Genomic DNA, 25,572 nt, shown 5'->3' with positions numbered 1-25,572 from the left:
GCGGCTGACGACGGCGCGCCTTGACTGGATACTGCCTTCACGCAAGACAACACGGAAGGCAGGGAAGATGGATGCACCGAGTACCACACCGCATGATGCGGTGTTTAAACAATTTTTAATGCACGCGGAAACGGCTCGCGACTTTCTGGATATCCATTTGCCAGCGGAGCTACGCGAACTGTGTGATCTCGACACGCTGCATCTTGAGTCGGGGAGTTTTATTGAAGAAAGCCTGAAAGGGCACAGCACTGACGTGCTCTATTCCGTGCAAATGCAGGGTAATACGGGCTATCTACATGTTGTGATTGAACACCAAAGCAAGCCGGACAAAAAAATGGCGTTTCGTATGATGCGTTATTCTATTGCCGCCATGCACCGGCATCTGGAGGCTGACCACGATAAGCTGCCGCTGGTGGTGCCGATTTTGTTTTATCAGGGCGAGGCCACGCCTTATCCACTCTCAATGTGCTGGTTTGATATGTTTTACTCGCCGGAGCTGGCGCGACGCGTCTATAACAGTCCTTTCCCGCTGGTGGATATCACTATCACACCGGATGACGAAATCATGCAACATCGGCGGATTGCGATTCTCGAACTGCTGCAAAAACATATTCGCCAGCGCGACTTAATGTTATTGCTGGAGCAACTGGTCACGCTGATTGACGAAGGGTACACTAGCGGAAGTCAGTTAGTTGCCATGCAAAACTATATGCTGCAACGCGGTCATACTGAACAAGCGGATTTGTTTTATGGTGTGGTGAGAGACAGGGAAACGGGAGGGGAGTCTATGATGACGTTGGCGCAGTGGTTTGAAGAGAAGGGAATTGAGAAGGGGATTGAGAAGGGGATTCAGCTGGGAAGACAGGAGGAAAGGCAAGAATTCGCCCTGCGTCTTCTGAGTAAAGGAATGTCTCGGGAAGACGTTGCAGAGATGGCAAATTTACCTCTTGCTGAGCTTGATAAGCTGATTAACTAAATTGCCTGCGATATGAATAATCGCTTACAGACGTCATCGCCATGATGTGGGGCAAATTAATAATTGGCGCCATCAGCCGTAGCGCCAGTTATACTCGTCATACTTCAAGTTGCATGTGCTGCGTCTGCGTTCGCTCACCCCAGTCACTTACTTATGTAAGCTCCTGGGGATTCACTCGCTTGCCGCCTTCCTGCAACTTGAATTATTTAGAGTATAAGTATTACGCCAGTTCGACGATTTTGTTGTCGATCAGGCGAGCATCGCCAAGCCAGGCGGCTACCAGAATCACCGCTCGTTTGCTGTTTTCAGCGATTTCCAGCAAGGTGTCGGCATCGCGAATCTGAATATCATCGGAACGGAAACCTTTTTCATTCAGTTCTTGCCCGGCAATAGCAATAATTTCATCGAGATCCCGTTCGCCAGCCTGCAATTTGTCGGCAATTGAACTTAAGACCTTGTACAGACCCGGCGCAATTTTACGTTGTTCCGCCGTCAGATAGCCGTTACGGGAACTGAGCGCCAGACCGTCTTTCGCGCGCATAATCGGCACTCCGACAATCTCAATATCAAAGCCCATATCGGCAACCATTTTGCGGATCAGTGCCAGTTGCTGAAAATCCTTTTCACCGAAGCAGGCGATGTCCGGCTGGACCAGGTTGAACAGTTTGCTGACGATGGTCGATACGCCGCGAAAATGTCCTGGACGGCTGGCACCTTCCAGCATGGTGGAAAGGCCTGGAACATCGACATAGGTGTGGGTTTCTGTACCGTTCGGATAGATCTCTTTTACCGAGGGAGCGAAAACCAGATCCACTTTACGTTTGTTTAGCTTCTCGCAGTCTTCCTGCAAGGTTCGTGGATAACGAGCCAGATCTTCCGGGCGGTCAAACTGCATCGGGTTAACGAAAATACTGACGACGACCACATCGGCGCGGGCTTTGGCTTCGTCGACCAGCTTCATATGACCATCGTGCAGGTTACCCATAGTAGGCACCAGCGCCACGCGTTTGCCTTCCATTCGCAGGCGGCGAATTTGCTGACGCAGCAACGGCAGGGTTTCGATAATTAACACAACGTGACTCCTTAATGGAAACTGTGTTCTTCGCCCGGATAAACACCGGACTCCACTTCAGCTATATACTGACGCACTGCTGCGCGGATGTCGCCCGCTTCAGCAAGGAAATTTTTTGCAAATTTAGGGATATGGCCGCCGGTAATACCGAACGCGTCGTGCATCACGAGGATTTGCCCGTCGGTGACGTTGCCCGCGCCAATACCGATTACCGGAATCGCCAGCGCTTCGGTAATGCGTTTCGCCAGTTCAACCGGCACGCATTCCAGCACCAGCAACTGTGCACCAGCGGCTTCTAAGGCTAACGCATCGCTGAGCAGTTGATCGCCCGCTTCATCGCCACGCCCTTGTACTTTGTAGCCGCCAAATATATTCACTGACTGTGGGGTTAAACCTAAATGACCACACACCGGAACTGCGCGTTCAGTCAGCATTCGTACCGTCTCAACCAACCATGCGCCGCCTTCAATTTTGACCATATTGGCTCCGGCACGCATTACTGTGGCGGCATTTTCAAAGGCCTGTTCCGGGGTGGAATACGCCATAAACGGCAGGTCGGCCAGCAGCAGGCAATTTGGTGCGCCACGACGTACGGCAGCAGTGTGGTAGGCGATATCTTGAACGGTTACCGGGAGTGTGGAGTCGTGCCCCTGAACAGTCATGCCCAGCGAATCGCCAACCAACATCACGTTAAGTCCTTCTTCGGCAAACAATTTAGCGAAGCTGTAGTCGTAAGCGGTTATTGTCGCGAAGCGTTTTTTGTCCTGTTTGCATTTCTGCAATGAAGCAATGGTGGTCGGTTTCATAACGTGTCCTGATAAATGATGTTGTGCTGTTTGCATTTTATCAGTCACATTTGTGGGGGCAATGATTTCTCTATTGTTGCACCGCCATTATCAGGCGGTGCAACGTTGCTATCAGGGATAGGTCACCTGAAAAGTACTGGTGGCTTTTAACTCCCCTGACTCTATAGGAATATTTCCGTCTTGTTGTAAGGTCGCCTGGAAATGAAGAGGTTGTGAAGTACCGTTACCCTGATTTGGGTAAATCCCATCAGTGGTATCATTTTCCGTTTCGTAATCTTTATAAACAGATGTTGAAACATTGGGTTCCAGTATCATTTTTACACTTTTGTTGGTGGCTAACCCTTCAATTAATACACCAACTCCTTTTGCCGCATCATTACCTGTGAGCGTATTACCCAGAAGTTTCTTGTTTTCTGTGCCGATTTTTGTGGAGACGAGTTTTGTTTCAATATTACGAACACGGATGCAGTTTTGTAAGTTAATATCAAAAGGAACTGGGGTTGCCCCATTTTTTATTTGTTGGGAAGTATATTCACCCATTTTTACTGTTGAGCCACTGACAGCCGAACCACTCAAAACGGAGGTGAAGCATGTAGGTAATGTAATTGTGATATTAGTTAGATCAAAATCTATAAAAAGAAAATGACTATGTTCATTAATGCCAACGCCAGCGCCTTCAGCATGAAAAGCATAAAGATAGTCGCTAGTACGTAACAATTGAACCTTTTGGTTTTGTACAGGATCGAAAGAGGAGTCAGTATAAAATTCGACAGTGAGGCTCTGCATTACACCACCAATTGCCCAATACTTACTCGTTGAGTTTGCCTTGTTACATCCGTTTCTCTGAAGGTCCGGGTCAGCTACATAGAATGAAAAGTATTGCTTAGCAGCATCTCCAATATAAAGACCATTTGCGCTGATATTAGATTTTACCCAAGCTGACCACACGTTGAAAATTGACAATGTGTAATAGAGACCTGGAACAGATGTTTTAAATAATTTATGACCATTGTAAGTGAAACCAGAGTCAACCATTGCATTTGTAAGTGTCATCGGTCCACCACTGGCATTATTACTGGTGTTACAATAAATAACTCCATTTCCTACACCACCAAGTGCACTATCTAATTGTGCCCAGTATAGTTTTACTCCCGTTTGGTTAATGCCTGAACCTGTAGGTTTATAAAAAACTAAATTGTTTGCGATAGTGTTGTATCTGAAAGTTGCTTTTCCATTACCTGAGGGCCCAGCCAGACTAGTGGGCGATGGGGGGGATTTCCTACAACAAAACCAGTGTTAGCCGCGAAAGAAATACTAGAAAGAGATAATAAGAGCAGAATGCAGCACTTTAAAAATGCTTGCGTTTTATATACGATTTTTAGCGTTAACATATTATTATCTTCTTATATTAGAGGTTACTCATAGTAGACGTCGACCAGTACAGTACTTTTGACTTGACCGGATGTAATGTTAAGTGCTGGGTTAACTTTTTGCATTCGGGTATAAAATTTCCAGGATGAGTTATTCATCTCTGATGACATCACCGGATAAATTGAACGAGAAATGCCAGCTGTATTCAGAACATTGAAGGTGTTTGCCGGGTCCTGGATAGAAAAGATAACGACGCCAACATTACTGGCCCCCGAGACGTTCTCATTATTAAATATTTGCCTGGAGCCTGTTGCCATTACACCGCTAAGAGGGCGGAATTCAATATGCAACTGATTGAGTACATCTCCTGTTCCCTGAAATGCACAGTCTGTCACCGTGATGGTAAATTCTTTTCCGCTAGGTTGATGGTCTTCAGCAGAGGTATTACCGGCAAAATATCCCACACCGACGACGCCAAGATCGATATTACCTTGATTGCTAATTCCGCTTTTGCAGGTGCTATTTTTGACATTAGCCGTCATATCAATATCCATTCCCGCCATGACGGGGTGTATCATTGATAATATTAACGACAGAAATAAACCTGTTTTCTTCGTCATTTTACGTTGGGTGGGATGCATAGTAAGTACCTGATATGGCGACCAGTTAGTTGTAAGTCACGGTAAATGTTGCTGGTGCAGAAAATGTGCCAGCGGTAACGTCGCTGACAGTTTTATCTTTATCAACCACCAGACGGGCGCTCATCGGATAGTCCACTACGTTATTACCTGTGGCGGAGGCAATAATTACCTCTTTATTTGCCGGTGCTGCACAGCTAAATGGAGCCGCACTTCCCGTTGCAGGTACAGTGGTGTTCCAGACTTCTACCACAACGGCGCTTGCTTTGCCGGTACCTGTAGAACCATTTGCAAAACCTGCTCCGTCATTACTGGTCCCTTCGCAAGTTGCGCGTTTGGTCAGGTTTATCAGAGCCTTTTTCCCGGGAATACCCGCGCAGTTTTTAAACTGTAATTTGAAAGTCTTAATTTTTAATTTTTTATCGATTTCAGAAATATAAACATCGCCAAAATCCACCGCAGAAATTTGTTGATTGCTATCATTAACCAGTTGTGCATCGCAAGTCCCAGTCTCAACAGTGGTAACGACTGTCAGACCGATACTGTCGGTAGCCGCATAGGATGGCGCGACTAACTGGGATGCAGCAAGAATCATACTTACGGATAATCCATAACGTAATTTTTTATACATCATTATTGTCATCCTTGTTATTGATAGGTGAAATTAAAAGTTGCCTTAGCACGAAAATTACCTGGTATGCCTTGACCTGTACCTGTTTCACGCAATGCAACGGTCATTGAGAGACCGTCTGTATTGATTTCTGTCAGGCTCCAGCGAATTTTCTCTGCGCTGTTAGGGGTCAGAAATGTAGAATCATCAGTATTTATTTTTTTAATTCCCATACCAATATAGCTGGTTGTTGAGGATGTGTCTGATGATAATGGCGCTATCAATTTTGGGGAGCTGCCAGACTTATTCCCTGACAGCGTTGTATCAATCCAGCTGATGCCACCGCTACAACCACTGGCGATCAGTTTAAAGTCTGCCTGGGCTTCGGCTGTTTTATTAACTATTTTATCCAACCCCATATTAGGTATACGTAGTATGTAATTATCGTTACCATCATCTGTAACACTTGAGCCATTCAGTGCAGTGAGAGTAATATTACAGGTTGTCGCCTTCACCGTTGCGGTGAAATCAACATTAATATCTGTAGCAAATACTGAAGGTGAAAATAATATACCCATCAGTATTGTCAATTTATATGGTGTCATTTTTATCATGTGGAGCCCTTGTGGTTACTGAATCTGACAATTAATTCCATTGATGATAATCGTTTGTGCGATCTTTTCTGCTTCTGCGTTTTGTTGATAATGGGCCAGGCAATTTACGGGCTTACCTGCTTCGAGCCATTTAATCTGGATATTACCCTGTTGACTGATACCACGTACAAAAGCTTGCCCGCCCTGGCCGACATTTCCAATATTATTGCCTTGCTCATCATAAATATCCGCAGCAAATGGAATGTTACGACCGTCGCTACGTTTAATATTCATAATCGCTGATTGCCCCTGTACCGTTTCAAAACCAGCGAAGATGACAGAGCCCTGACGCGGTACGGCAACAGTACTGGTACTTTTCAATTCAACATCGTTCTCAAGATCGTTAATATCCAGAGCGATGCGGTTTTCATGATATGGCGACAGGGCGCTGGTTACGCCATAGCCCCAGCGATCTACAGTGCTATTACCGTAGTTGATACGGGCGCCTTTTGCTCCGGGGGCCTGAACCACTGCCAGAGTGTCGGAATCACTAAAGCTGTCGTTACTGAATGTGAGGCCTCCACTGTGTAGCACAAAACCCCCGTCGGTATTGAGCGAAAACTGACGGCTATTATCACTACTTGCGGAAACCGAACCGGCCAATGTTCCCCATGGGGATTCATAACTGGCATAACCCCCGATATAACTTAAATCATCGGTGGATTTATTCATCGTATAGCCAGTATTCACGCTGTAACTGATGCGATTGTTATCGTTGTAACCACTGCTACTGATATTTAGTTGATTATTACCTTTAAAATCGCTGTTTAGCTGAGTGTCAATATTCTGGAAACCTGAATCACGGTGTTCTGTCCCCAGGAGTTTTTCAATTGGAATGGTGAAACTGAGATAGATACTATCATCGGTTTCACCATCTTCATTCCAGGAACGCTGAGCACTAATGCTATAGCTGCCCCAGGAGGCACTATTGCTGTAGCCAATGGAATAATTGCTTTGATTTTGGCCGGAAGCCCAATAGTCGGACCAGCTTCCTGAAAGATAAAAGGAGCCGTAATCTTTTTTCTCAAATTTCAGCGGTTGGTTAATACTGACCGTAACCTGATTTTTCATGCGCGAGTAATTCCGCATGGATTGCGGTTCAAGCTCTTGCTCTGGATGCTTCACTTCATCAATGAGTGTTAAAGCGTCATTAAGACCAAGATAATTCTGCGTTGAATAGCGGTAGGCCGCGATATTTAGCGACGTACTGGTATCTTCGAATAATTTGTTCCACGATAAACGATAGCTCTGCCCCTGGTATGTTTTATCTTCAGGGATGCGGACATTGGAGTGAGTGACATCGAAAGAAAAAGCACCCAGGGACGTATTTAAACCAAGTCCCAGTAATCCGGCAGTATAGTTATTATCGGTGAGCTGAATACCTGTATACGCGGTCAGGTAGTTGTTTAGGCCATAGTAGTAGCTGGCCTGAAATAAATTAGGTTCATCCTGAATATCGTCCATTAATACCTGACCACCACTAATATCCCAGCGACCAACGCCAGGTCGTAGCATTTGCACTACCGATGAAAACGGCTGAGAGAAAGTCCGCTTTGAGCCATCAGCCTCTTCAATTGTGACAATGAGGTCGCTGCCATAGCCTGATGGACTGAGATCATCAATAGTAAATGCGCCTGGTGGTACTGTTGTTTCATAGATCTTATAACCGCTCTGAGTGATAGTCACTTTTGCGTTAGTGTTGGCGACACCATGAATAACCGGAGCAAAACTGGCTAATGCAGGGGGAAGCATCCGACTGTCGCTGTATAAGCGAACGCCACGAATGCTGACGGAATCAAAAGTTTCCCCGGTGGTATAGGATTCACCAATAATTAATTGCGAACGTAGTGATGCAATATCGCGCTGCAGATACCGATTCTGAAAGTTGTAATCGCTACCAGAATCGTTCATCCAGTTGTAGTTACCTGAAGCGCGCATTCGCCATGCGCCTAAATTCACACCACCATTAAATGAGGCATAAATACTGTCATTTTTTCTGCCAGGGCTTTCACTGTGATAACCATTAACGTTATATGAAAGCATGGCAGCATTAATACCATTTTCCCATAATGACGGATCAACATAGTTTTGGTAATTTTTCATGACCCATGCCTGTGGGACATCAATATCCAGTCGTTGATCATTCACATCATAACGCACAGATGATTGCGGGATAATTTCGGTTAGATTGAGGCAATCACCGAGCTCTTCATCTCGCTCGAGTAGTACCGCATTTTCACTATCAATATCTGGTTGGGTAATGTGAAACTGCAATATATTCTTTTGGGTGATACAAGCCTGGGCATTTTTCTTCCCGTCAATAACGACAAAAGGGATACTTTGGTTAATGACGGGTTGATCATTAACATAAACATTTACGTCGTAAATACCGGGTAGCGTAGGGTTACCTTCACTGTACCGACTAAGGTCGATATTTGAAGCATCACGCCCCATCAGGAAGGTATGGTCATATTCAACGTGTTCAGCACTTATGCTAAAGGAACTATAAAGCAGCGCACAAAGCGTAGCGATCTGCGTGAGGTTATGAGGATGAATTATTGTTATTTTTTGCACGTTTCGCTTCCTGCTGCGTAATATCCCTTGCCTGATTACAGAGTTGCATTGCCTTCTATGGCTCCGCCAAAATCATTAATGGCGTAGAAATGAACTTTTGCAGAGCTTGATTTGCCACTCATACCGTTCACTTTGATGACATCGTTACTGAATGGCGCAATCATTTTTACGTCGAGTGGATAGCGCTTGCTGCTGGTTTCTAAATCACCACTGCTAAATGAGACGTAATAAGGCGTAGGGTTTGTTACTTGCAAAGCTGTTTGGCCTCCCGCAGTTGCCCATGACCATTTAAGTGCTAACGGCGCGTCAGACGGATTGCCCTTTAACCCTTCAGGGCGATAAAACAATTTGATACGGGTACGAAATGCCAACTGCAGCAGGCTTTGATTTGTAGCTGTTGCGGCATCTGGTTTTGGAGGAACTTCCAGTACGTTAAACCAGAACACACTTTCTCTATCTTTTGGCAGGACGCTACTGGCGGTGTACATCAGTTTGATAGTTTGGCCGCGTTTTGCATCAATGCGTGATACGGGCGGAGTCGCAGTAAAGGGGACGGTAATACTGCCAGGCTCAGCATTGTCATCGCCGGTATCCAGCCAACTTTGAACAAGTAATGGGTTATTGCCTTTATTTTCCAGACGAACGCTGACACTTTTTTGGTCGCTTTTATAGATTACGCGTGTACCGGAAATTACGATATCTGCTATAGCTGATGAGCTAAAAGCTACACAGGTTGCGAAGCATAATGCTGCTGTATGTTTAGTGTTGAAAAACATAAACCATTCCTGGCAGAGTTAAAAAACAGGGAGTAGTATGAAATATCAATATTATTCCCTGTATGTATTCAATTCATGAATATGGATGGAAATGCTTACTGATAAGTAACGGTATATGCAGTGTTAGTTTTCACATAACCAGCAGTGCCTGGTTGGCTCGCATCTGCACGAACATAAGATGCTTTAAAGTCATAAGTTGCGGATTTAGAAGTTGCATCCAGTGCTTTGGAATAGATATCGCCAGGGTTGTTGATTTTAACCTGTTTGATAGCAGAACCTTCGATATTGTGCAGAGCAATATTAACACCGTCCGATGGCGTATTAATTGACATATCATTATTCAGCGTTCCTTTACTGTTACCAAAGAAGACTGAACCGAAAGTCATTTTTGCTGTGCTGCCTGGTGCCGGATTAGCTTTACTACAGTCAACAGTAATGCTGAATGGTTTAGCTTTAGCACCAACGGTAGTGTCCAGCACACCCTCAGAGATTTCTCCAACGGTTGCAGTTTGCAGCAGGATCAGGCCATCTTTGTTACCGCCGTCTACGCGGGTTTCACAGGTATTATCAACAACCAGACCACTGATATTTAACTGACCACCGTCCATATCAGCAGAAGCGGAACCTGCAACCATTGCCAGCATAAGACCAGAGAGCGCAAAACCTAATTTTTTAGACATAAAAATCCTTGAATCATATTCCATGAGTTTAACTTTAATCAGACCTCCTCAAGCAGGAAGTCTCGATAAAGAAAAGGTGAATGGTTTGTTAATGATGGATGCTTGGATTTACCGAATGTAACATCTGTTCATCATTAGGGGGGATATTGTGCATATTTAAAATTAAATATCCACTTAATTCATTTTTAAGTAAAACTAAATATCTAATGTGATGATAATGGTGTATATGGGTGGGGCTGTTGAGTGGGGTGAATATTATATTATTACGGTTATAACTTAGAGGAGGGATTATTGTAATTGCGTGAAAGCTATTTTCGGAATTTATTTATATTTGCAAAACTATTGCCTTACCATTTATTTAATTCAGCGAACTTATTTATTCGTAATAAGTTGTCTAATCCTGTCCCATCAGGAAAGACCAGCTTCGGCGCGATTTCAAACAGCGGCCACAGCATAAAGCCGCGATTCTTCATATCGTAATGCGGGACGGTGAGTCGTTCGGTATTAATGGTTTCATTACCAAACAACATGATATCAAGATCGAGCGTGCGCGGTCCCCAGCGTTCAGCTTTGCGGACGCGACCTTGCTGCAGCTCAATACGCTGTGTGTGGTTGAGGAGCTCTTCTGCTGTAAGAGAGGTTTCCAGCGCCACGGCTGCGTTTAAGTAATCGGGTTGATCTTGCGGCCCCAGCGGTGGGGTGCGGTAAAACGAAGAAACGGCAAGAATGCGGCTTTCAGGAATGTCATCTATTGCCTTCAGGGCAGCATTGACCTGCTCCAGCGGAGAGGCCAGATTGCTGCCGATGGCAATATACGCCACTGTCATGCGGTGCCCTCACGGCGCGGCGCACGTCTGCGCGGGCGACGAGTACGACGACGCGGTGACGGTTCTTCATCCAGTTCGTTAAGCATCCCTTTTTGGTCTGGCGGCGCAGAAACCTGGAACTCACCCCACCATTTCGCCAGACGTTGTAGCTCGGCGTTGCGTTCTACTTCAGCACGCAGTGCCAGCAGGTCATAAGCGGCGCGGAACTTCGGATGTTCGAGTAATTTCCATGCGCGTTTACCCTGACGGCGGGACATGCGCAACTGCAACTGCCAGATATCGCGGGTTAACGTCGTCAGACGTTTCGGGATCGCCAGTGAACGGCAGGCTTCGTCTAACACATCGTTCATTGCCAGCGCGAAAGCGTCGTGATAGGTCAGGCCACTTTCCTGGGCGATCTTCTGTGCTGTCTCCAGCAGTGGGTACCAGAACATGGCGGCAAACAGGAACGCCGGGTTCACGCGCATATCGTTATGGATACGCGTATCGGTATTCTTCAGCACCTGCTCAATGATCCGCTCCATTGGACTGTCACCATTTTCCGTAAAGTAGCGGGTAATGGTCGGGAACAGCGGCTGGAACAGATGGTATTCACACAGCAGTTTATAAGTTTCGTAACCGTAGCCCGCTTGCAACAGTTTCAGAGATTCTTCAAACAAACGCGCCGGAGGAATATCGTTTAGCAAGGTTGCCAGGCGTGGGATCGGTTCTGCGGTTTCCGGGCTGATGCGCATGTCCAATTTGGCGGCAAAACGAACCGCGCGCAGCATACGTACCGGATCTTCACGGTAGCGCGTTTCCGGGTTACCAATCAGACGGATAACGCCGTCTTTCAGATCCTTCATGCCACCAACGTAATCGCGGACCGTAAAATCCGCCACGCTGTAATACAGGCTATTGATGGTGAAATCGCGGCGCTGGGCGTCTTCTTCGATGGAACCGAAAATGTTGTCGCGCAGCAACATGCCGTTTTGCCCGCGTTGGGAGGTCGTACGGTCGCTGACGTTACCTTCGTGGTGTCCACGGAAGGTTGCGACTTCGATAATCTCTGGGCCAAACATGACATGAGCAAGACGGAAACGGCGACCTACCAGGCGGCAGTTACGGAACAGTTTGCGCACTTGCTCTGGCGTGGCGTTAGTGGTCACGTCAAAATCTTTCGGCTTTTTGCCAAGTAACAGGTCGCGCACGCCGCCGCCAACCAGCCAGGCTTCGTATCCCGCTTTATTGAGCCTGTACATTACCTTCAGGGCATTTTCACTGATATCTTTGCGAGAGATAGCATGTTGCTCACGCGGGATCACCGTCACCTGTGGACGGGCGACTGCCTGTTCAGCTTCGCTCTCCTCGCGGCTTAGCACCTTGCGGCAAAAATTAGCGACTCGGGTAAAAATAATACACCTCGGTAGTGTCAAACATCATTCAGGACAAAAAAATAGCGGCTAATCATAGCTCAGCATGAGGCATTTGAGAATGTTGAATTTACAATTGCCGACTCAGGAATGGTAGTCAGCGTCCAGTTTGTGACGGCTGACTGGAGAATTTGCTCGACGCTGAAATCCTGCCAGTGTGCTTCTGCCTGTTGACCCAGAAATTGAAGTGCCGCGATTAGTACCGGGCGTGGATCGCCTTTCGGCAACGCAGGCGCATGATTCTGCTTGGAAAGTTTAGCGCCTTGTGGATTAAGTGCCAGTGGCAAATGAATGTAATCTGGCACCTGCCAGCCAAAAAGCTGGTACAGCGAGATTTGGCGCACCGTGGGTTCGATCAAATCTGCCCCGCGGACAATTTCGCTCACGCCCTGGAAGTGATCATCCACCACCACCGCCAGGTTATAGGCAAACAAACCATCACGGCGATGAATAATAAAATCTTCCCGCGCCAGTTTTTGGTCGGCATGAATAATGCCGCGCAGCTGGTCAGTAAACTGGGTGACCGGATGCTGCTGGCGAATACGTACAGCAGCGTTTTCTGGCCCATGATGCAACTCCCGGCAATGACCGTCGTAAATACCGCCAATGCTTTGAATACGTGCGCGCGTGCAGGTGCAGTAATAACTTAACCCTTGCTCATGTAACCATGCGAGTGCTTCGCGATAGGCGTCGTGACGTTGCGATTGCCAGAGAACATCGCCGTCCCAGTGTAGACCGTAATGTTCCAGCTGGCGCAGGATGGTCTCTGCGGCACCGGGAACTTCACGAGGCGGATCGATATCTTCAATGCGAACAAGCCAGCGACCTTGCCGGGCGCGAGCCTGTAGAAAGCTTCCAAGCGCGGCAATCAGAGAGCCAAAATGAAGCTCGCCAGAAGGAGAGGGGGCGAAGCGACCAATATAGTGTGTGTCTGTCATCTCGTTGAACAAAAAATAAGGCGGGAGCATTTCCCGCCTGTGGTAAACGTGATGGAACGGCTGTAATTAGCCAGCCATCTGTTTTTCGCGAATTTCAGCCAGCGTTTTGCAGTCGATGCACAGATCGGCTGTCGGGCGCGCTTCCAGACGACGAATACCAATTTCAACGCCGCAAGATTCGCAGTAGCCGAAATCTTCGTCTTCCACTTTTTTCAGCGTTTTCTCGATCTTTTTGATCAGCTTACGCTCGCGATCGCGGTTACGCAGTTCGAGGCTGAACTCTTCTTCCTGGGCTGCACGGTCTACCGGATCCGGGAAGTTGGCTGCTTCATCCTGCATATGTGTAACGGTGCGATCGACTTCATCCCTGAGTTGATTACGCCATGCTTCCAGAATACGACGGAAGTGCGCCAGCTGGGCTTCGTTCATATACTCTTCGCCCGGCTTCTCCTGATATGGCTCCACCCCAGCGATGGCGAGAATACTCAGGGACGATGTTTTACGGTTTTGCCCTTCTTGCATGTTGCTTCTCCTTAACACGCACTATCGATCCCCATGTTCGGGGGAAAAATGAGGCCGCTATAAATAGCAGAAGCTTTTCCGGATAGCAATTATCTAAACGTAACACTTGACAACTGTGTGAGGAAAAGCGTATTTGCGCACGCGACCAGAATGTAAATTAACCAGTTACTTACTCTACTACAATGTAACCGGCAGTGATTTTTTAAGAGCCATGCCTTCAGCAGAAAGTTCTGCTTTGTAAGCCAGAATTTCTACCCCCCTCTGTTGAGCTTCTGACAATAGTTGCGCGTATTTCTCATCGATGTGGCGCGCGGGTGAAAACCGTGTAATGGCTGAATGCAGCACGGCGAAAAAGATAACCGCACGCTGGCCTTCAGCCGCTACGCTCATCAACTCCCGAAGGTGTTTCTGACCTCGTTCAGTGACCGCATCGGGAAAATATCCCTGTTCGTTCTCCGCTAACGTAACCGATTTCACTTCAATATAGCAGTCTGGACGCGAATCCGCCTGCAACATGAAGTCAATACGGCTGCGTTCGGCGCCGTATTTTAATTCGCTTTTCAGAGAGCTATATCCTGACAGTTCTGAAATGGATTCATTAAGGATAGCCTCTTTCGTCAACCTGTTAGCCCAAAGTGTATTGACGCAAATAAATGCGCCGCTTTGGCTTTGGGTTAACTCCCAGGTGTGTGGGTATTTCCGTTTTGTGTTGTCTGAAGTTGAATACCAGACGGTATCGCCAGGCGTTGCACATCCGGTCATCGCACCCGTATTCGGGCAGTGTAGCGTTAATTCGCAACCATCGGGTGTGATCACATCGGCTAAAAAGCGTTTGTAACGTTGAATTAGCGTCGCGCGCTGTAGAGGGGGAGAAAATTCCATTGCGACAATCCTTGTTATTGCGTTAGCGCCCAGCGTTTTAGCGGCGTGTAGCGTGTGCGCCCACGGGCAAACGAGGAGGCGTAAAGGGTGAACTCCGTCACCGTATACGACCAGTTAAAGCCTGGCGGCGGGATTGTCACCGCCTCGCTGGCGTCGCGCAATAAGGTGATATGTGGATGAAACGGTCGATTGCTTTGAAAACAACCGCTGCGTGCAGCTTGTGAACGAAGCATATTCGCCAACTGGATTAAGCCGCGTGGCGGCTGACGCATCCCTAACCATACCACACGCGAACGCAGCCACTGACCGGCGTCATCAAGCGTGAGTGTGAAACCGGGCTGACGAATCCGTCCGGCTAAAAGAGAAAGCGCCTTCTCTTTCTCTGCGCTGACTTCGCCTAAAAATGCCAGTGTCAGATGTAAATTATCGGCGGCGACCGGACGTCCCGCGTCTGGTGGGAACTGTGCGGCGCGCCAGTGGATAATCTGTTCGCGGATTTCTGCAGGTAAGTCGATAGCAAAGAACAGCCGTTGCGGTTCAGACATGTGAGGTACTCGGTTATGCATTACCGCGATGCTACAATGTGGCGCGAAGAATGTTAACCCTCTGGAGCGTTTTGTGTCGTCGTTGCCCGTTGCCGCCGTCTTACCTGAGTTACTTGCTGCCCTCGATGGTGCACCGCAGGTGTTATTAAGTGCGCCGACCGGGGCCGGGAAATCAACCTGGCTGCCGCTGCAACTGCTGGCGCATCCCGGCATTAACGGAAAAATTATCCTGCTGGAGCCGCGTCGCCTGGCGGCGCGTAACGTTGCGCAACGACTGGCGGAACTGCTTAACGAAAAAACAGGTGATACGGTAGGCTACCGGATGCGCGCGCAAAACTGTGTCGGGGCAAATACTCGCCTGGAAGTAGTTACCGAAGGCGTGTTGACGCGCATGATCCAGCGTGACCCTGAACTGAGCGGCGTTGGATTGGTGATCCTCGATGAGTTTCATGAGCGCAGCTTGCAGGCGGATCTGGCGTTGGCGCTGTTACTCGATGTGCAACAAGGTCTGCGTGATGACCTTAAACTACTGATTATGTCGGCTACGCTGGACAATGACCGCTTGCAGCAGATGCTGCCAGAAGCGCCCGTCGTCATCTCAGAAGGGCGCTCATTTCCGGTTGAACGCCGATATTTACCGCTGCTCGCTCATCAGCGTTTTGATGAAGCCGTGGCGGTTGCCACCGCCGAATTGCTGCATCAGGAAAGCGGCTCATTACTGTTATTTTTACCTGGTGTCGGAGAAATTCAGCGCGTTCAGGAACAACTGGCTTCGCGCATCGGTAGTGATGTGTTGCTCTGCCCGCTGTATGGCGCGTTGTCGCTGAACGATCAGCGAAAAGCGATCCTTCCGGCACCACAAGGGATGCGCAAAGTGGTGCTGGCGACCAATATTGCTGGAACCAGTTTAACCATCGAAGGTATTCGTCTGGTGGTGGATTGTGCTCAGGAACGTGTGGCGCGCTTTGATCCGCGTACGGGGCTAACGCGGCTGATTACCCAACGCATTAGCCAGGCATCAATGACGCAACGCGCCGGGCGTGCCGGACGTCTGGAGCCGGGGATCTGTTTACATTTAATCGCCAAAGAACAAGCAGAACGCGCCTCCGCGCAAAGTGAACCAGAAATATTACAAAGCGATCTCTCCGGTTTGCTGATGGAATTACTGCAATGGGGATGCAGCGATCCGACGCAGATGAGCTGGCTGGATCAACCGCCAGCCGTGAATTTACAGGCCGCGAAACGCCTGTTGCGGATGCTGGGGGCGATGGACGGTGAACGGCTAAGCACGAAAGGGCAGAAAATGGCGACGCTGGGTAACGATCCGCGTTTAGCGGCAATGCTGGTGAGCGCAAAGAGCGACGACGAAGCTGCTACCGCTGCAAAAATTGCCGCTATTCTCGAAGAGCCACCACGGATGGGCAATATCGATCTGGGCGTGGCGTTTTCGCGCAATCAACCTGCCTGGCAGCAACGTAGCCAGCAACTGTTAAAGCGCTTAAACGTACGCGGCAGTGAGGCAGACAGTTCGCTTATCGCACCGTTACTTGCCGGAGCGTTTGCCGATCGCATCGCTCGCCGCCGTGGGCAAGAGGGGCGCTATCAACTGGCAAACGGCATGGGGGCAATGCTCGATGCCGATGATGCGCTCAGCCGCCACGAATGGTTGATCGCACCGTTATTATTGCAGGGTAGCGCCTCGCCGGATGCGCGGATTTTACTGGCGCTACCGGTCGATATCGATGAATTAGTGCAATGCTGTCCGCAGCTGGTGCAGCAATCGGACACCGTGGAGTGGGATGATGCGCAAGGTACGCTGAAAGCCTGGCGTCGGTTGCAAATTGGTCAACTGACGGTGAAAGTGCAGCCGCTGGCGAAACCCTCGGAAGACGAGTTGCATCAGGCGATGCTTAACGGCATTCGTGATAAAGGTTTAAGCGTGCTCAACTGGACGGCGGAAGCGGAACAGCTACGCTTGCGTTTGTTATGCGCCGCCAGGTGGTTGCCAGAATATGACTGGCCAGCGGTTGATGATGAAAGTTTGTTGGCGACGCTGGAAACGTGGCTACTGCCGCATATGGCAGGCGTACATTCGCTACGCGGCCTGAAATCACTCGATATTTATCAGGCGCTACGCGGATTACTTGATTGGGGGATGCAGCAACGTCTGGATAGTGAATTGCCTGCGCATTACACTGTGCCGACGGGAAGCCGGATCGCCATTCGTTACCATGAAGATAACCCGCCCGCGCTGGCGGTGAGAATGCAGGAGATGTTTGGCGAGGCCACCAATCCGACGATCGCCCAGGGGCGTGTGCCGCTGGTGCTGGAGTTGCTTTCTCCTGCCCAAAGGCCGCTGCAAATCACACGAGATTTGAGCGCCTTCTGGAAAGGAGCGTATCGCGATGTGCAAAAAGAGATGAAAGGGCGTTATCCCAAACACGTCTGGCCGGATGATCCGGCAAATACCGCACCGACGCGACGGACGAAAAAGTATTCATGAAGACCAAAGTAAATTTGAGAGATATCTTCTTCTGTCTTGTTACAGAAGAACAGAAAATCGGGCTTTTGCGCCTGAATATTGCGGAGAAAAAGCATGGCCGGGAATGACCGCGAGCCAATTGGACGCAAAGGGAAACCGACGCGTCCGGTCAAACAAAAGGTAAGCCGTCGTCGTTACGAAGATGACGATGATTACGACGATTATGATGACTATGAGGATGAAGAACCGATGCCGCGCAAAGGTAAGGGCAAAGGCAAAGGGCGTAAGCCTCGTGGCAAACGCGGCTGGCTATGGCTGCTGCTAAAACTGGCTATCGTTTTTGCCGTGCTGATCGCCATTTACGGTGTTTATCTCGATCAAAAAATTCGCAGCCGTATTGATGGCAAGGTCTGGCAACTGCCTGCGGCTGTTTATGGCCGAATGGTCAACCTTGAGCCAGACATGACCATCAGCAAAAACGAGATGGTGAAGCTGCTGGAGGCGACCCAGTATCGTCAGGTGTCGAAAATGACGCGCCCTGGCGAATTTACCGTGCAGGCCAACAGCATTGAAATGATCCGCCGTCCGTTTGATTTCCCGGACAGTAAAGAAGGGCAGGTACGTGCGCGTCTGACTTTTGATGGCGATCATCTGGCGACCATCGTCAATATGGAGAACAACCGTCAGTTCGGTTTCTTCCGTCTTGATCCGCGCCTGATCACCATGATCTCCTCACCAAACGGCGAGCAGCGTCTGTTTGTGCCGCGCAGTGGGTTCCCTGACTTGCTGGTGGATACGTTGTTGGCGACTGAAGACCGTCATTTCTACGAGCATGATGGGATCAGTCTCTACTCCATCGGACGAGCGGTGCTGGCAAACCTGACCGCCGGACGCACGGTGCAGGGGGCGAGTACGCTGACGCAACAGCTGGTGAAAAACCTGTTCCTCTCCAGCGAGCGTTCTTACTGGCGTAAAGCGAACGAAGCCTACATGGCGCTGATCATGGACGCGCGTTACAGCAAAGACCGTATTCTTGAGCTGTATATGAACGAGGTGTATCTCGGTCAGAGCGGCGACAACGAAATCCGCGGCTTCCCGCTGGCGAGCTTGTATTACTTTGGTCGCCCGGTAGAAGAATTGAGCCTCGACCAGCAGGCGCTGTTGGTGGGTATGGTGAAAGGGGCGTCCATCTACAACCCGTGGCGTAACCCGAAACTGGCGCTGGAGCGACGTAATCTGGTACTGCGTCTGCTGCAACAGCAACAGATTATCGACGGCGAACTGTATGAAATGCTCAGCGCGCGTCCGCTGGGCGTGCAGCCGCGCGGTGGGGTGATCTCTCCACAGCCAGCCTTTATGCAGCTGGTGCGTCAGGAGTTGCAGGCAAAACTGGGCGATAAGGTAAAAGATCTCTCCGGCGTGAAGATCTTCACTACCTTTGACTCGGTGGCCCAGGACGCGGCAGAAAAAGCCGCCGTGGAAGGCATTCCGGCACTGAAGAAACAGCGTAAGTTGAGCGATCTTGAAACCGCGATTGTGGTCGTCGACCGCTTTAGTGGTGAAGTTCGTGCGATGGTCGGTGGTTCTGAGCCGCAGTTTGCGGGTTACAACCGTGCGATGCAGGCGCGTCGTTCGATTGGTTCTCTTGCAAAACCAGCGACTTATCTGACGGCCTTAAGCCAGCCGAAAATCTATCGCCTGAACACGTGGATTGCCGATGCGCCAATCGCGCTGCGTCAGCCGAATGGCCAGGTCTGGTCACCGCAGAACGATGACCGTCGTTATAGCGAAAGTGGCAGAGTGATGCTGGTGGATGCGTTGACCCGTTCGATGAACGTGCCGACGGTGAATCTGGGGATGGCGCTGGGGCTGCCTGCGGTTACGGATACCTGGATTAAACTGGGCGTACCGAAAGATCAGCTGCATCCGGTTCCGGCAATGCTGCTGGGGGCGTTGAACTTAACGCCAATCGAAGTGGCGCAGGCTTTCCAGACCATCGCCAGCGGCGGTAACCGTGCACCACTTTCTGCGCTGCGTTCGGTAATTGCGGAAGATGGCAAGGTGCTGTATCAGAGCTTCCCGCAGGCGGAACGCGCGGTTCCAGCGCAGGCGGCGTATCTGACACTATGGACCATGCAGCAGGTGGTACAACGCGGTACGGGACGTCAGCTTGGGGCGAAATATCCAAATCTGCATCTGGCAGGGAAAACGGGTACTACCAACAACAACGTAGATACCTGGTTTGCGGGCATTGACGGCAGCACGGTGACCATCACTTGGGTAGGCCGTGATAACAACCAGCCGACCAAACTGTATGGAGCCAGCGGGGCAATGTCGATTTATCAGCGTTATCTGGCTAACCAGACGCCAACACCGCTGAATCTTGTTCCGCCAGAAGACATTGCTGATATGGGCGTGGACTACGACGGCAACTTTGTCTGCAGCGGTGGCATGCGTGTCTTACCGGTCTGGACCAGCGATCCGCAATCGCTGTGCCAGCAGAGTGAGATGCAGCAGCAACCGTCAGGCAATCCGTTTGATCAGTCTTCTCAGCCGCAGCAACAGCCGCAACAGCAACCTGATCAGCAAGAGCAGAAAGACAGTGACGGCGTAGCAGGTTGGATCAAGGATATGTTTGGTAGTAATTAATATCGTAATAGCTCTCCGCTGATGCGGAGAGCGTAATAGATTACTATGACGTTATATAGATAAATATAATAAGTATTTATTTAATGAATTTAATGGGGTGAATTTATATTTTTAATTTATGATTTTATATTTTTGAGAATAAGAACAAATCTTTAAATTTCAGATGGTTGTAACCTTTTTATTATATGTCGTATAGACATGTAATGTCTTTTTTGCTCTAATCTAAAAATAATTTATTATTTGCATCTATTTATATTATCAATATTTATCAAGTCCTGCCCAGCCTCTCTGGAATGGAATCATGCTTTATTGACTCATAATTAAGGGATTTTTATGAATAAAAAATTGCTTTCTCTATTTGCGTCAGGAACTTTCCTGGCAGCAGTAAGTACGAGTGTATTTGCTGTAGATACTGGGATTGTTAACTTCAATGGTAAAATTGTTGCTGATACCTGCGAAATCAATGTCAATGATTCTAGTAGTACGACAGGCACGGTGACTTTTGCAGATACTTACCCTGCGGACTATACCGGGGATGGTACGATTGGGACTTCAAAAGATTTTAAGATTGAGTTGCTAAAGTGTGACCCATTGGTTACAAAACTAAACCTGACATTTTCTGGAACCACAACGGATACTGGTTCTCTTCGCCTTGAAAATAGCGAAACTGCTGCGGGTAGTGCAACAAATGTGGGTATTACGGTAACAAATAAAAATGGCGGAACAAGTAGTGTAAAATTTGATGGTTCTGTCCCTGATGAATCCACTGATGTTGATAATGCTGGCGATGTAAATCCCACGATATTTAATTATACTGCTAATGTCATCCAGATTGGTAATAACCCGCCAACTGCGGGGAAATATGCTTCATCTGCGACGTTTGAAGTCTTCTATCGGTAATATTTATAGTGTATTGAAGGACTATCTGACCATGGAGGGTTATTTATGTCAGTATCTTATCGATTCTTTTTAGGATTTACATTTCTTCTCACTGCAATACAAGCACAGGCAAGTGTTGTACTTGGTGGTACACGCATTGTCTATCCTTCAAATCAAAATGAAGTTCAAATTACATTAAAGAACAAAGACGTACATGCTCGTTATCTCGTGCAAAGTTGGGTGAGTAATATTGATGGTTCTAAAGCCCCTTTTCTCATCACGCCTCCCGTTTATAAACTTGAGGAAAACCGTCAAACACTACTCCATGTTGTATTTACAGGAAATAAAGAAAGCCTTCCTCAAGATAGAGAAAGTTTGTTTTTAGCAAATATAAAATCTATTTCTGCTATGCCGGAGGAGCTAAAAGATAAAAACACCTTGCAATTTGCAATGAAAGTACGGCTTAAGTTATTTTGGCGACCAGATTCTTTGAGTAATAGCGACGCTTTAACTGCATGGGAAAAACTTACATTTCATAAAGAATCAGGGAGGCTCATAGTAAAAAATCCAACGCCTTTTTATATTTCATTTAATGAGCTAACAGTATCAGGTGAGAGCATTACTGCTGTCGAGGAGAAATCTGAACCTGGAGCATTGTCAATGATGGTTGGTCCATTTTCTGAGAATCGGTTTAGTCTTCCTGCTGGAGCAGGTAGTGTTGTTGAGTGGTCGGTGATAACTGACTATGGTTCAAGTTCAGGGAAACGTCAACAAAAACTATAAACCGCTTAATTGTATTTTCATACCAGGGCGAAAAGGAATTTATGCCGCTACCACTGCATTGTACATTTGTTTTAACTGGAGTAGCGCTTGCGCTATCTACAGTGTATTCATTGAGCTATGCACGAGATGAATTTAACTTACGTATCCTGGAGTTGGATAGTCCGCTTGAAAATACAAAAGTGCTGGAAGAGTTTATTAATAATAACAATCTAACGCCAGGTGTCTATCTTACCTCTGTAATGTGGGGGCAAGAATATCTTGATAAGAGAAACATTACGTTCATTCTTTCTTCAGACAAAAAAAAACTTATCCCTCGTTTTACAAAGGCAGATCTCGGTGAGCTAGGACTTAACGTGGGTGCCATTCCTGCGTTACAAGTAATGGATGATGACGCTGAGGTTGGCGATATTTCACAGATTATTGATGGCGCACGTTATGACTTCCAGCTAGATAGTCAAACACTGCGGCTGCAAATTCCTCAAATTTATCAGAATTCAAGAGCCATAGGGAGTATTTCACCAAAATACTGGAATGATGGCGATAGTGCTGCCTGGTTAAGTTATTATGCCAGTGGTTCTCAACAAAATAGTGATGGTGATAACCTGAACTCAAATTGGTTGAATTTAAACTCAGGTGTGAATTTAGGTGTATGGCGGTTACGTAATAATACTGTTTATAGTGGCTCCAATTGGGATTCGATTAGCACCAGTTTGCAACGTGATATCAAAATATTACGTAGCCAGATGGAAGTCGGGCAAACTTTCACGAATGGTGAACTTTTTGATAGTGTGCAAATGACAGGTATAAAACTTGAAACTGATACCAGTATGTTGCCTGAGAGTGAACAAGGCTTTGCGCCTGTAGTACGTGGTATTGCAAATAGCGACGCACAAGTTGTGATTAAACAGAATGGCTATGTCATTTACCAAACATGGGTATCAGCAGGGCCATTTGAAATTAAAGACTTAAACCAGGTAACGGCAGGGGCCGATCTGGACGTTACCATCAAGGAAACAAATGGACAAGAACACAGCTTTATTCAGGCTAGTTCAGCGGTTCCAATCCTACAGCGAGAAAACGCATTAAAATATAGTGTTGCTGCTGGAAAATATCGTGACAGTGATAATAAATCAGAGCAACCTGTTTTTGGGGTTGCAACAGCGATATATGGTTTGCCTTATGGCATAACGATTTATGGTGGCATACTTGGAGCCTCCATGTACCGTTCTGGTGTGACCGGAATTGGTGCTGACTTAGGCCGCCTGGGATCGGTTTCTGTTGATATCACTGCAGCAAATACGAAACTGGATGGACACAATGATGCAACTGGACTGTCATGGCGTGCAATGTATTCGAAAGATTTTCCAGATACTGATACGACATTAAACCTGGCAAGCTATCGTTATTCAACATCGCAATTTTATACTTTTCAGGAGGCACTTGATCAACGTGATATTACTGATGATAAGAGTATTTATAGTTATCGCCAGACCAATAATAGACGTAACCGTTTGCAAATTAATCTTTCGCAAAATATAGGTCGTTGGGGATCGATCTATCTTAATGGTTATCAACAAGATTATTGGGGAATGCAAGGATCCGAACGCAGCATAGGAATGGGTTATAGTACTAGCTGGAGTGATATTAGCTGGTCTGTTAATTACGCACTGACAGATATGCCTGGAATGGCTGGTGAGCAGCAATTTTCATTGTCAATCAATATTCCTCTGTCTCGCTGGTTGCCGGGGGCATGGGCGACGTATAATGCAAATCGTTCAGACAAAGGTAATACCTCTCATCAAATGGGTATTGCTGGAACTGCTCTGCAAGATAATAACCTTAGCTATAATTTACAACAAACTTATGCCGATAATAACGTGGGTTATGGTGCCAGTATAAATGGACGTTATCGTAGTTCAGTAGGCGAGTTTGGTCTGGGATATAACTATGATAAAAATAGTCGACAATGGAATTATAGCGCACAAGGTGCGGTGGTTGCGCATACTCATGGAGTAACATTAGGGCAATCAGTACAGGATTCATTCGCGATTGTGCATATTGATGATGGTGCTAATGTAAAAGTACAAAATGCGCAGGGAGTTTATACTGATTATTGGGGGAACGCGATTATTCCTAATATGACAAATTATCGACATAACACCATTACGGTAAATACTCAGGGGCACGATAATCTTGATATCGTTGATGCAACACAAGATGTTATTCCTTCGAAAGGTGCCGTCGTTGGTGTCAATTTTAAAGCACGTAATGGTATGAGAGCATTATTGACATTGCTCCACGATAAAGAATACGTACCCTTTGGATCATTGCTGACATTAGGGGATAGTACATCAATTGTCGGTGAGGATGGTGAGGTTTATATTACTGGTGTGCAAAATGCCATGTCATTTACGGTACAGTGGGGAAAAGAGAACAATCAGCAATGTACAGGGATTATAGCTGTGCCAGAAACATATACCAAAGGTATCTATAAGGCCACAATAGAGTGCCGATAACAAACAGGACATGAATGAATAATGAAGCCAGGATTTTTCTCTTATGTAAAAATATTACTGACTATAATATTTCTTGCCTTAGTTGCCATTCCTGAGGCTTTCGCCGGTTGCAGCATTTCGGGAAATGGGGGAAATCCGGCAAAAATAGAATTCTCAGTTCCAGCGTTAGATGTTAATAACGATGCAGAGCCGGGAACGATTATTACCACACTCGAAGCTACTAGTAATTCAATTTCAGTTTCCTGCTCGGCGAATGGTGACATTTGGCAAGGGTTTACCGTCTTGACAAATAGCGATTTGCGTACCGATAACCCCCTTCATGATGTGTTTCAGACGAATGTTCCAGGGATTGGTTTTCGTGCTGCATGGGCGAATAACGTTAATGCGCAACTCACCTCAGGTTATTTAATAACACCATGGCATAAAGGCTCGTCAATAGTGAATAGAGGATATGTTTATCCGATAAAAATACATGCAGCTATTCAGTTTGTTGTGACAGGGCCTGTCGGTAATGGAGTCATTGACACCAGTAAATTAGTTGCTGACTGGAAGTATGACAATCTTGTTATAGGACAGCTTCGTTTTATTTCTGTGCCGGTAAATATTATACCAGGGACATGTGATCTTATTAACAAGAATATTACCGTTCCACTCGATGATATCGGAACAGATGATTTTGATGTTAACAATGTGTCACCTGTAGTTTCTGATGATAGGTTTTCAATTCATATTGAAAATTGTTCCCAGGATGTAAAGGTTGATTACCGTTTCACCTCCGCAGGATCCACGGGGATAACGAGTAATAATATTCTCAATATTGAGTCTGGATCGGGGATGGCGGAAGGTGTTGGCCTGCAGATCCTGGACAGTAATAACAATGTTATAGCATTTGATACAGAGTATAGGTGATGCTGCCAACTTACTGATTTAGTGTATGATGGTGTTTTTGAGGTGCTCCAGTGGCTTCTGTTTCTATCAGCT

Annotated in this window: 21 protein-coding genes and 1 pseudogene; 7 read left to right on the top strand and 15 right to left on the bottom strand. The window is 47.3% G+C overall.

Annotated features, from left to right (window positions below):
- The first annotated feature begins 67 nt into the window (after positions 1-67).
- Complete coding sequence (gene rpnC, locus BEB42_RS02245) at positions 68-976, top strand: recombination-promoting nuclease RpnC (protein ID WP_000339926.1); 909 nt, start codon at positions 68-70, stop codon at positions 974-976.
- A gap of 220 nt (positions 977-1,196) precedes the next feature.
- On the opposite strand, the gene panC is transcribed toward rpnC, so the two are convergent.
- From panC to thpR, 15 genes and pseudogenes are all read right to left on the bottom strand, one after another.
- Positions 1,197-2,048 (bottom strand): pantoate--beta-alanine ligase, encoded by an 852-nt coding sequence (panC, locus tag BEB42_RS02240; RefSeq protein WP_000905376.1) that lies wholly within the window; start codon positions 2,046-2,048, stop codon positions 1,197-1,199.
- 11 nt (positions 2,049-2,059) lie between these two features.
- A complete protein-coding gene (gene panB, locus BEB42_RS02235) occupies positions 2,060-2,854 on the bottom strand; it encodes a 3-methyl-2-oxobutanoate hydroxymethyltransferase (RefSeq protein ID WP_000805465.1) in 795 nt (264 codons plus the stop codon).
- Positions 2,855-2,965: 111 nt separating this feature from the next.
- Positions 2,966-4,245 (bottom strand): annotated as a pseudogene (locus BEB42_RS02230) (fimbrial-like adhesin).
- Positions 4,246-4,269: 24 nt separating this feature from the next.
- Entirely contained in the window at positions 4,270-4,866 is a 597-nt protein-coding gene (locus BEB42_RS02225) for a fimbrial-like protein (protein WP_000553773.1), read from the bottom strand.
- 25 nt (positions 4,867-4,891) lie between these two features.
- Positions 4,892-5,497, bottom strand: coding sequence for a fimbrial-like protein YadL (gene yadL, locus BEB42_RS02220; RefSeq protein ID WP_000990209.1), 606 nt, complete (start codon positions 5,495-5,497; stop codon positions 4,892-4,894).
- A 14-nt stretch (positions 5,498-5,511) separates the two neighbouring features.
- Positions 5,512-6,087 (bottom strand): fimbrial protein, encoded by a 576-nt coding sequence (locus BEB42_RS02215; protein ID WP_000594335.1) that lies wholly within the window; start codon positions 6,085-6,087, stop codon positions 5,512-5,514.
- Positions 6,088-6,102: 15 nt separating this feature from the next.
- On the bottom strand, positions 6,103-8,700 hold the full coding sequence (locus BEB42_RS02210) for an outer membrane usher protein (protein ID WP_105267140.1): 2,598 nt from the start codon (positions 8,698-8,700) through the stop codon (positions 6,103-6,105).
- A gap of 35 nt (positions 8,701-8,735) precedes the next feature.
- Entirely contained in the window at positions 8,736-9,476 is a 741-nt protein-coding gene (locus BEB42_RS02205) for a fimbrial chaperone (protein WP_000465913.1), read from the bottom strand.
- A 95-nt stretch (positions 9,477-9,571) separates the two neighbouring features.
- Complete coding sequence (locus BEB42_RS02200) at positions 9,572-10,156, bottom strand: fimbrial protein (protein WP_000038430.1); 585 nt, start codon at positions 10,154-10,156, stop codon at positions 9,572-9,574.
- 347 nt (positions 10,157-10,503) lie between these two features.
- On the bottom strand, positions 10,504-10,983 hold the full coding sequence (folK, locus tag BEB42_RS02195; RefSeq protein WP_000215119.1) for a 2-amino-4-hydroxy-6-hydroxymethyldihydropteridine diphosphokinase: 480 nt from the start codon (positions 10,981-10,983) through the stop codon (positions 10,504-10,506).
- Positions 10,980-12,377 (bottom strand): polynucleotide adenylyltransferase PcnB, encoded by a 1,398-nt coding sequence (pcnB, locus tag BEB42_RS02190; protein ID WP_206781445.1) that lies wholly within the window; start codon positions 12,375-12,377, stop codon positions 10,980-10,982. Before pcnB ends, folK begins: the two co-directional genes overlap by 4 nt.
- A gap of 59 nt (positions 12,378-12,436) precedes the next feature.
- Complete coding sequence (gene gluQRS, locus BEB42_RS02185) at positions 12,437-13,333, bottom strand: tRNA glutamyl-Q(34) synthetase GluQRS (RefSeq protein WP_032269329.1); 897 nt, start codon at positions 13,331-13,333, stop codon at positions 12,437-12,439.
- Positions 13,334-13,399: 66 nt separating this feature from the next.
- Positions 13,400-13,855, bottom strand: a complete 456-nt coding sequence (gene dksA / locus BEB42_RS02180) for an RNA polymerase-binding protein DksA (RefSeq protein ID WP_001155227.1) — start codon at positions 13,853-13,855, stop codon at positions 13,400-13,402.
- A gap of 177 nt (positions 13,856-14,032) precedes the next feature.
- Positions 14,033-14,737, bottom strand: coding sequence for a DNA/RNA nuclease SfsA (sfsA, locus tag BEB42_RS02175; protein WP_000396022.1), 705 nt, complete (start codon positions 14,735-14,737; stop codon positions 14,033-14,035).
- A 14-nt stretch (positions 14,738-14,751) separates the two neighbouring features.
- The gene (gene thpR, locus BEB42_RS02170) at positions 14,752-15,282 is read right to left on the bottom strand and encodes an RNA 2',3'-cyclic phosphodiesterase (RefSeq protein WP_001294670.1); all 531 of its coding nucleotides are present in this window, start codon (positions 15,280-15,282) and stop codon (positions 14,752-14,754) included.
- Positions 15,283-15,355: 73 nt separating this feature from the next.
- On the opposite strand from thpR, the gene hrpB reads away from it, so the two are divergent.
- The 6 genes from hrpB (at position 15,356) to BEB42_RS02140 (ending at position 25,500) form a co-directional block, all read left to right on the top strand.
- Positions 15,356-17,785, top strand: a complete 2,430-nt coding sequence (gene hrpB, locus BEB42_RS02165; protein WP_105267139.1) for an ATP-dependent helicase HrpB — start codon at positions 15,356-15,358, stop codon at positions 17,783-17,785.
- A gap of 93 nt (positions 17,786-17,878) precedes the next feature.
- Positions 17,879-20,413, top strand: a complete 2,535-nt coding sequence (mrcB, locus tag BEB42_RS02160) for a bifunctional glycosyl transferase/transpeptidase (RefSeq protein ID WP_000918145.1) — start codon at positions 17,879-17,881, stop codon at positions 20,411-20,413.
- A 333-nt stretch (positions 20,414-20,746) separates the two neighbouring features.
- On the top strand, positions 20,747-21,313 hold the full coding sequence (locus BEB42_RS02155; protein ID WP_001035602.1) for a fimbrial protein: 567 nt from the start codon (positions 20,747-20,749) through the stop codon (positions 21,311-21,313).
- Positions 21,314-21,358: 45 nt separating this feature from the next.
- On the top strand, positions 21,359-22,075 hold the full coding sequence (locus tag BEB42_RS02150) for a fimbrial biogenesis chaperone (protein ID WP_000117027.1): 717 nt from the start codon (positions 21,359-21,361) through the stop codon (positions 22,073-22,075).
- A gap of 41 nt (positions 22,076-22,116) precedes the next feature.
- Complete coding sequence (locus tag BEB42_RS02145; RefSeq protein WP_105267138.1) at positions 22,117-24,591, top strand: fimbria/pilus outer membrane usher protein; 2,475 nt, start codon at positions 22,117-22,119, stop codon at positions 24,589-24,591.
- 21 nt (positions 24,592-24,612) lie between these two features.
- The gene (locus BEB42_RS02140; protein WP_236942400.1) at positions 24,613-25,500 is read left to right on the top strand and encodes a fimbrial protein; all 888 of its coding nucleotides are present in this window, start codon (positions 24,613-24,615) and stop codon (positions 25,498-25,500) included.
- Positions 25,501-25,572: the final 72 nt, after the last annotated feature.

The organism is Escherichia sp. MOD1-EC5990, from assembly GCF_002965285.1.
Classification (GTDB): Bacteria; Pseudomonadota; Gammaproteobacteria; order Enterobacterales; family Enterobacteriaceae; genus Escherichia; species Escherichia coli_F.
Note: the sequence above shows the minus strand (reverse complement) of the source record. Positions and strands in the feature narration are given on the sequence as shown.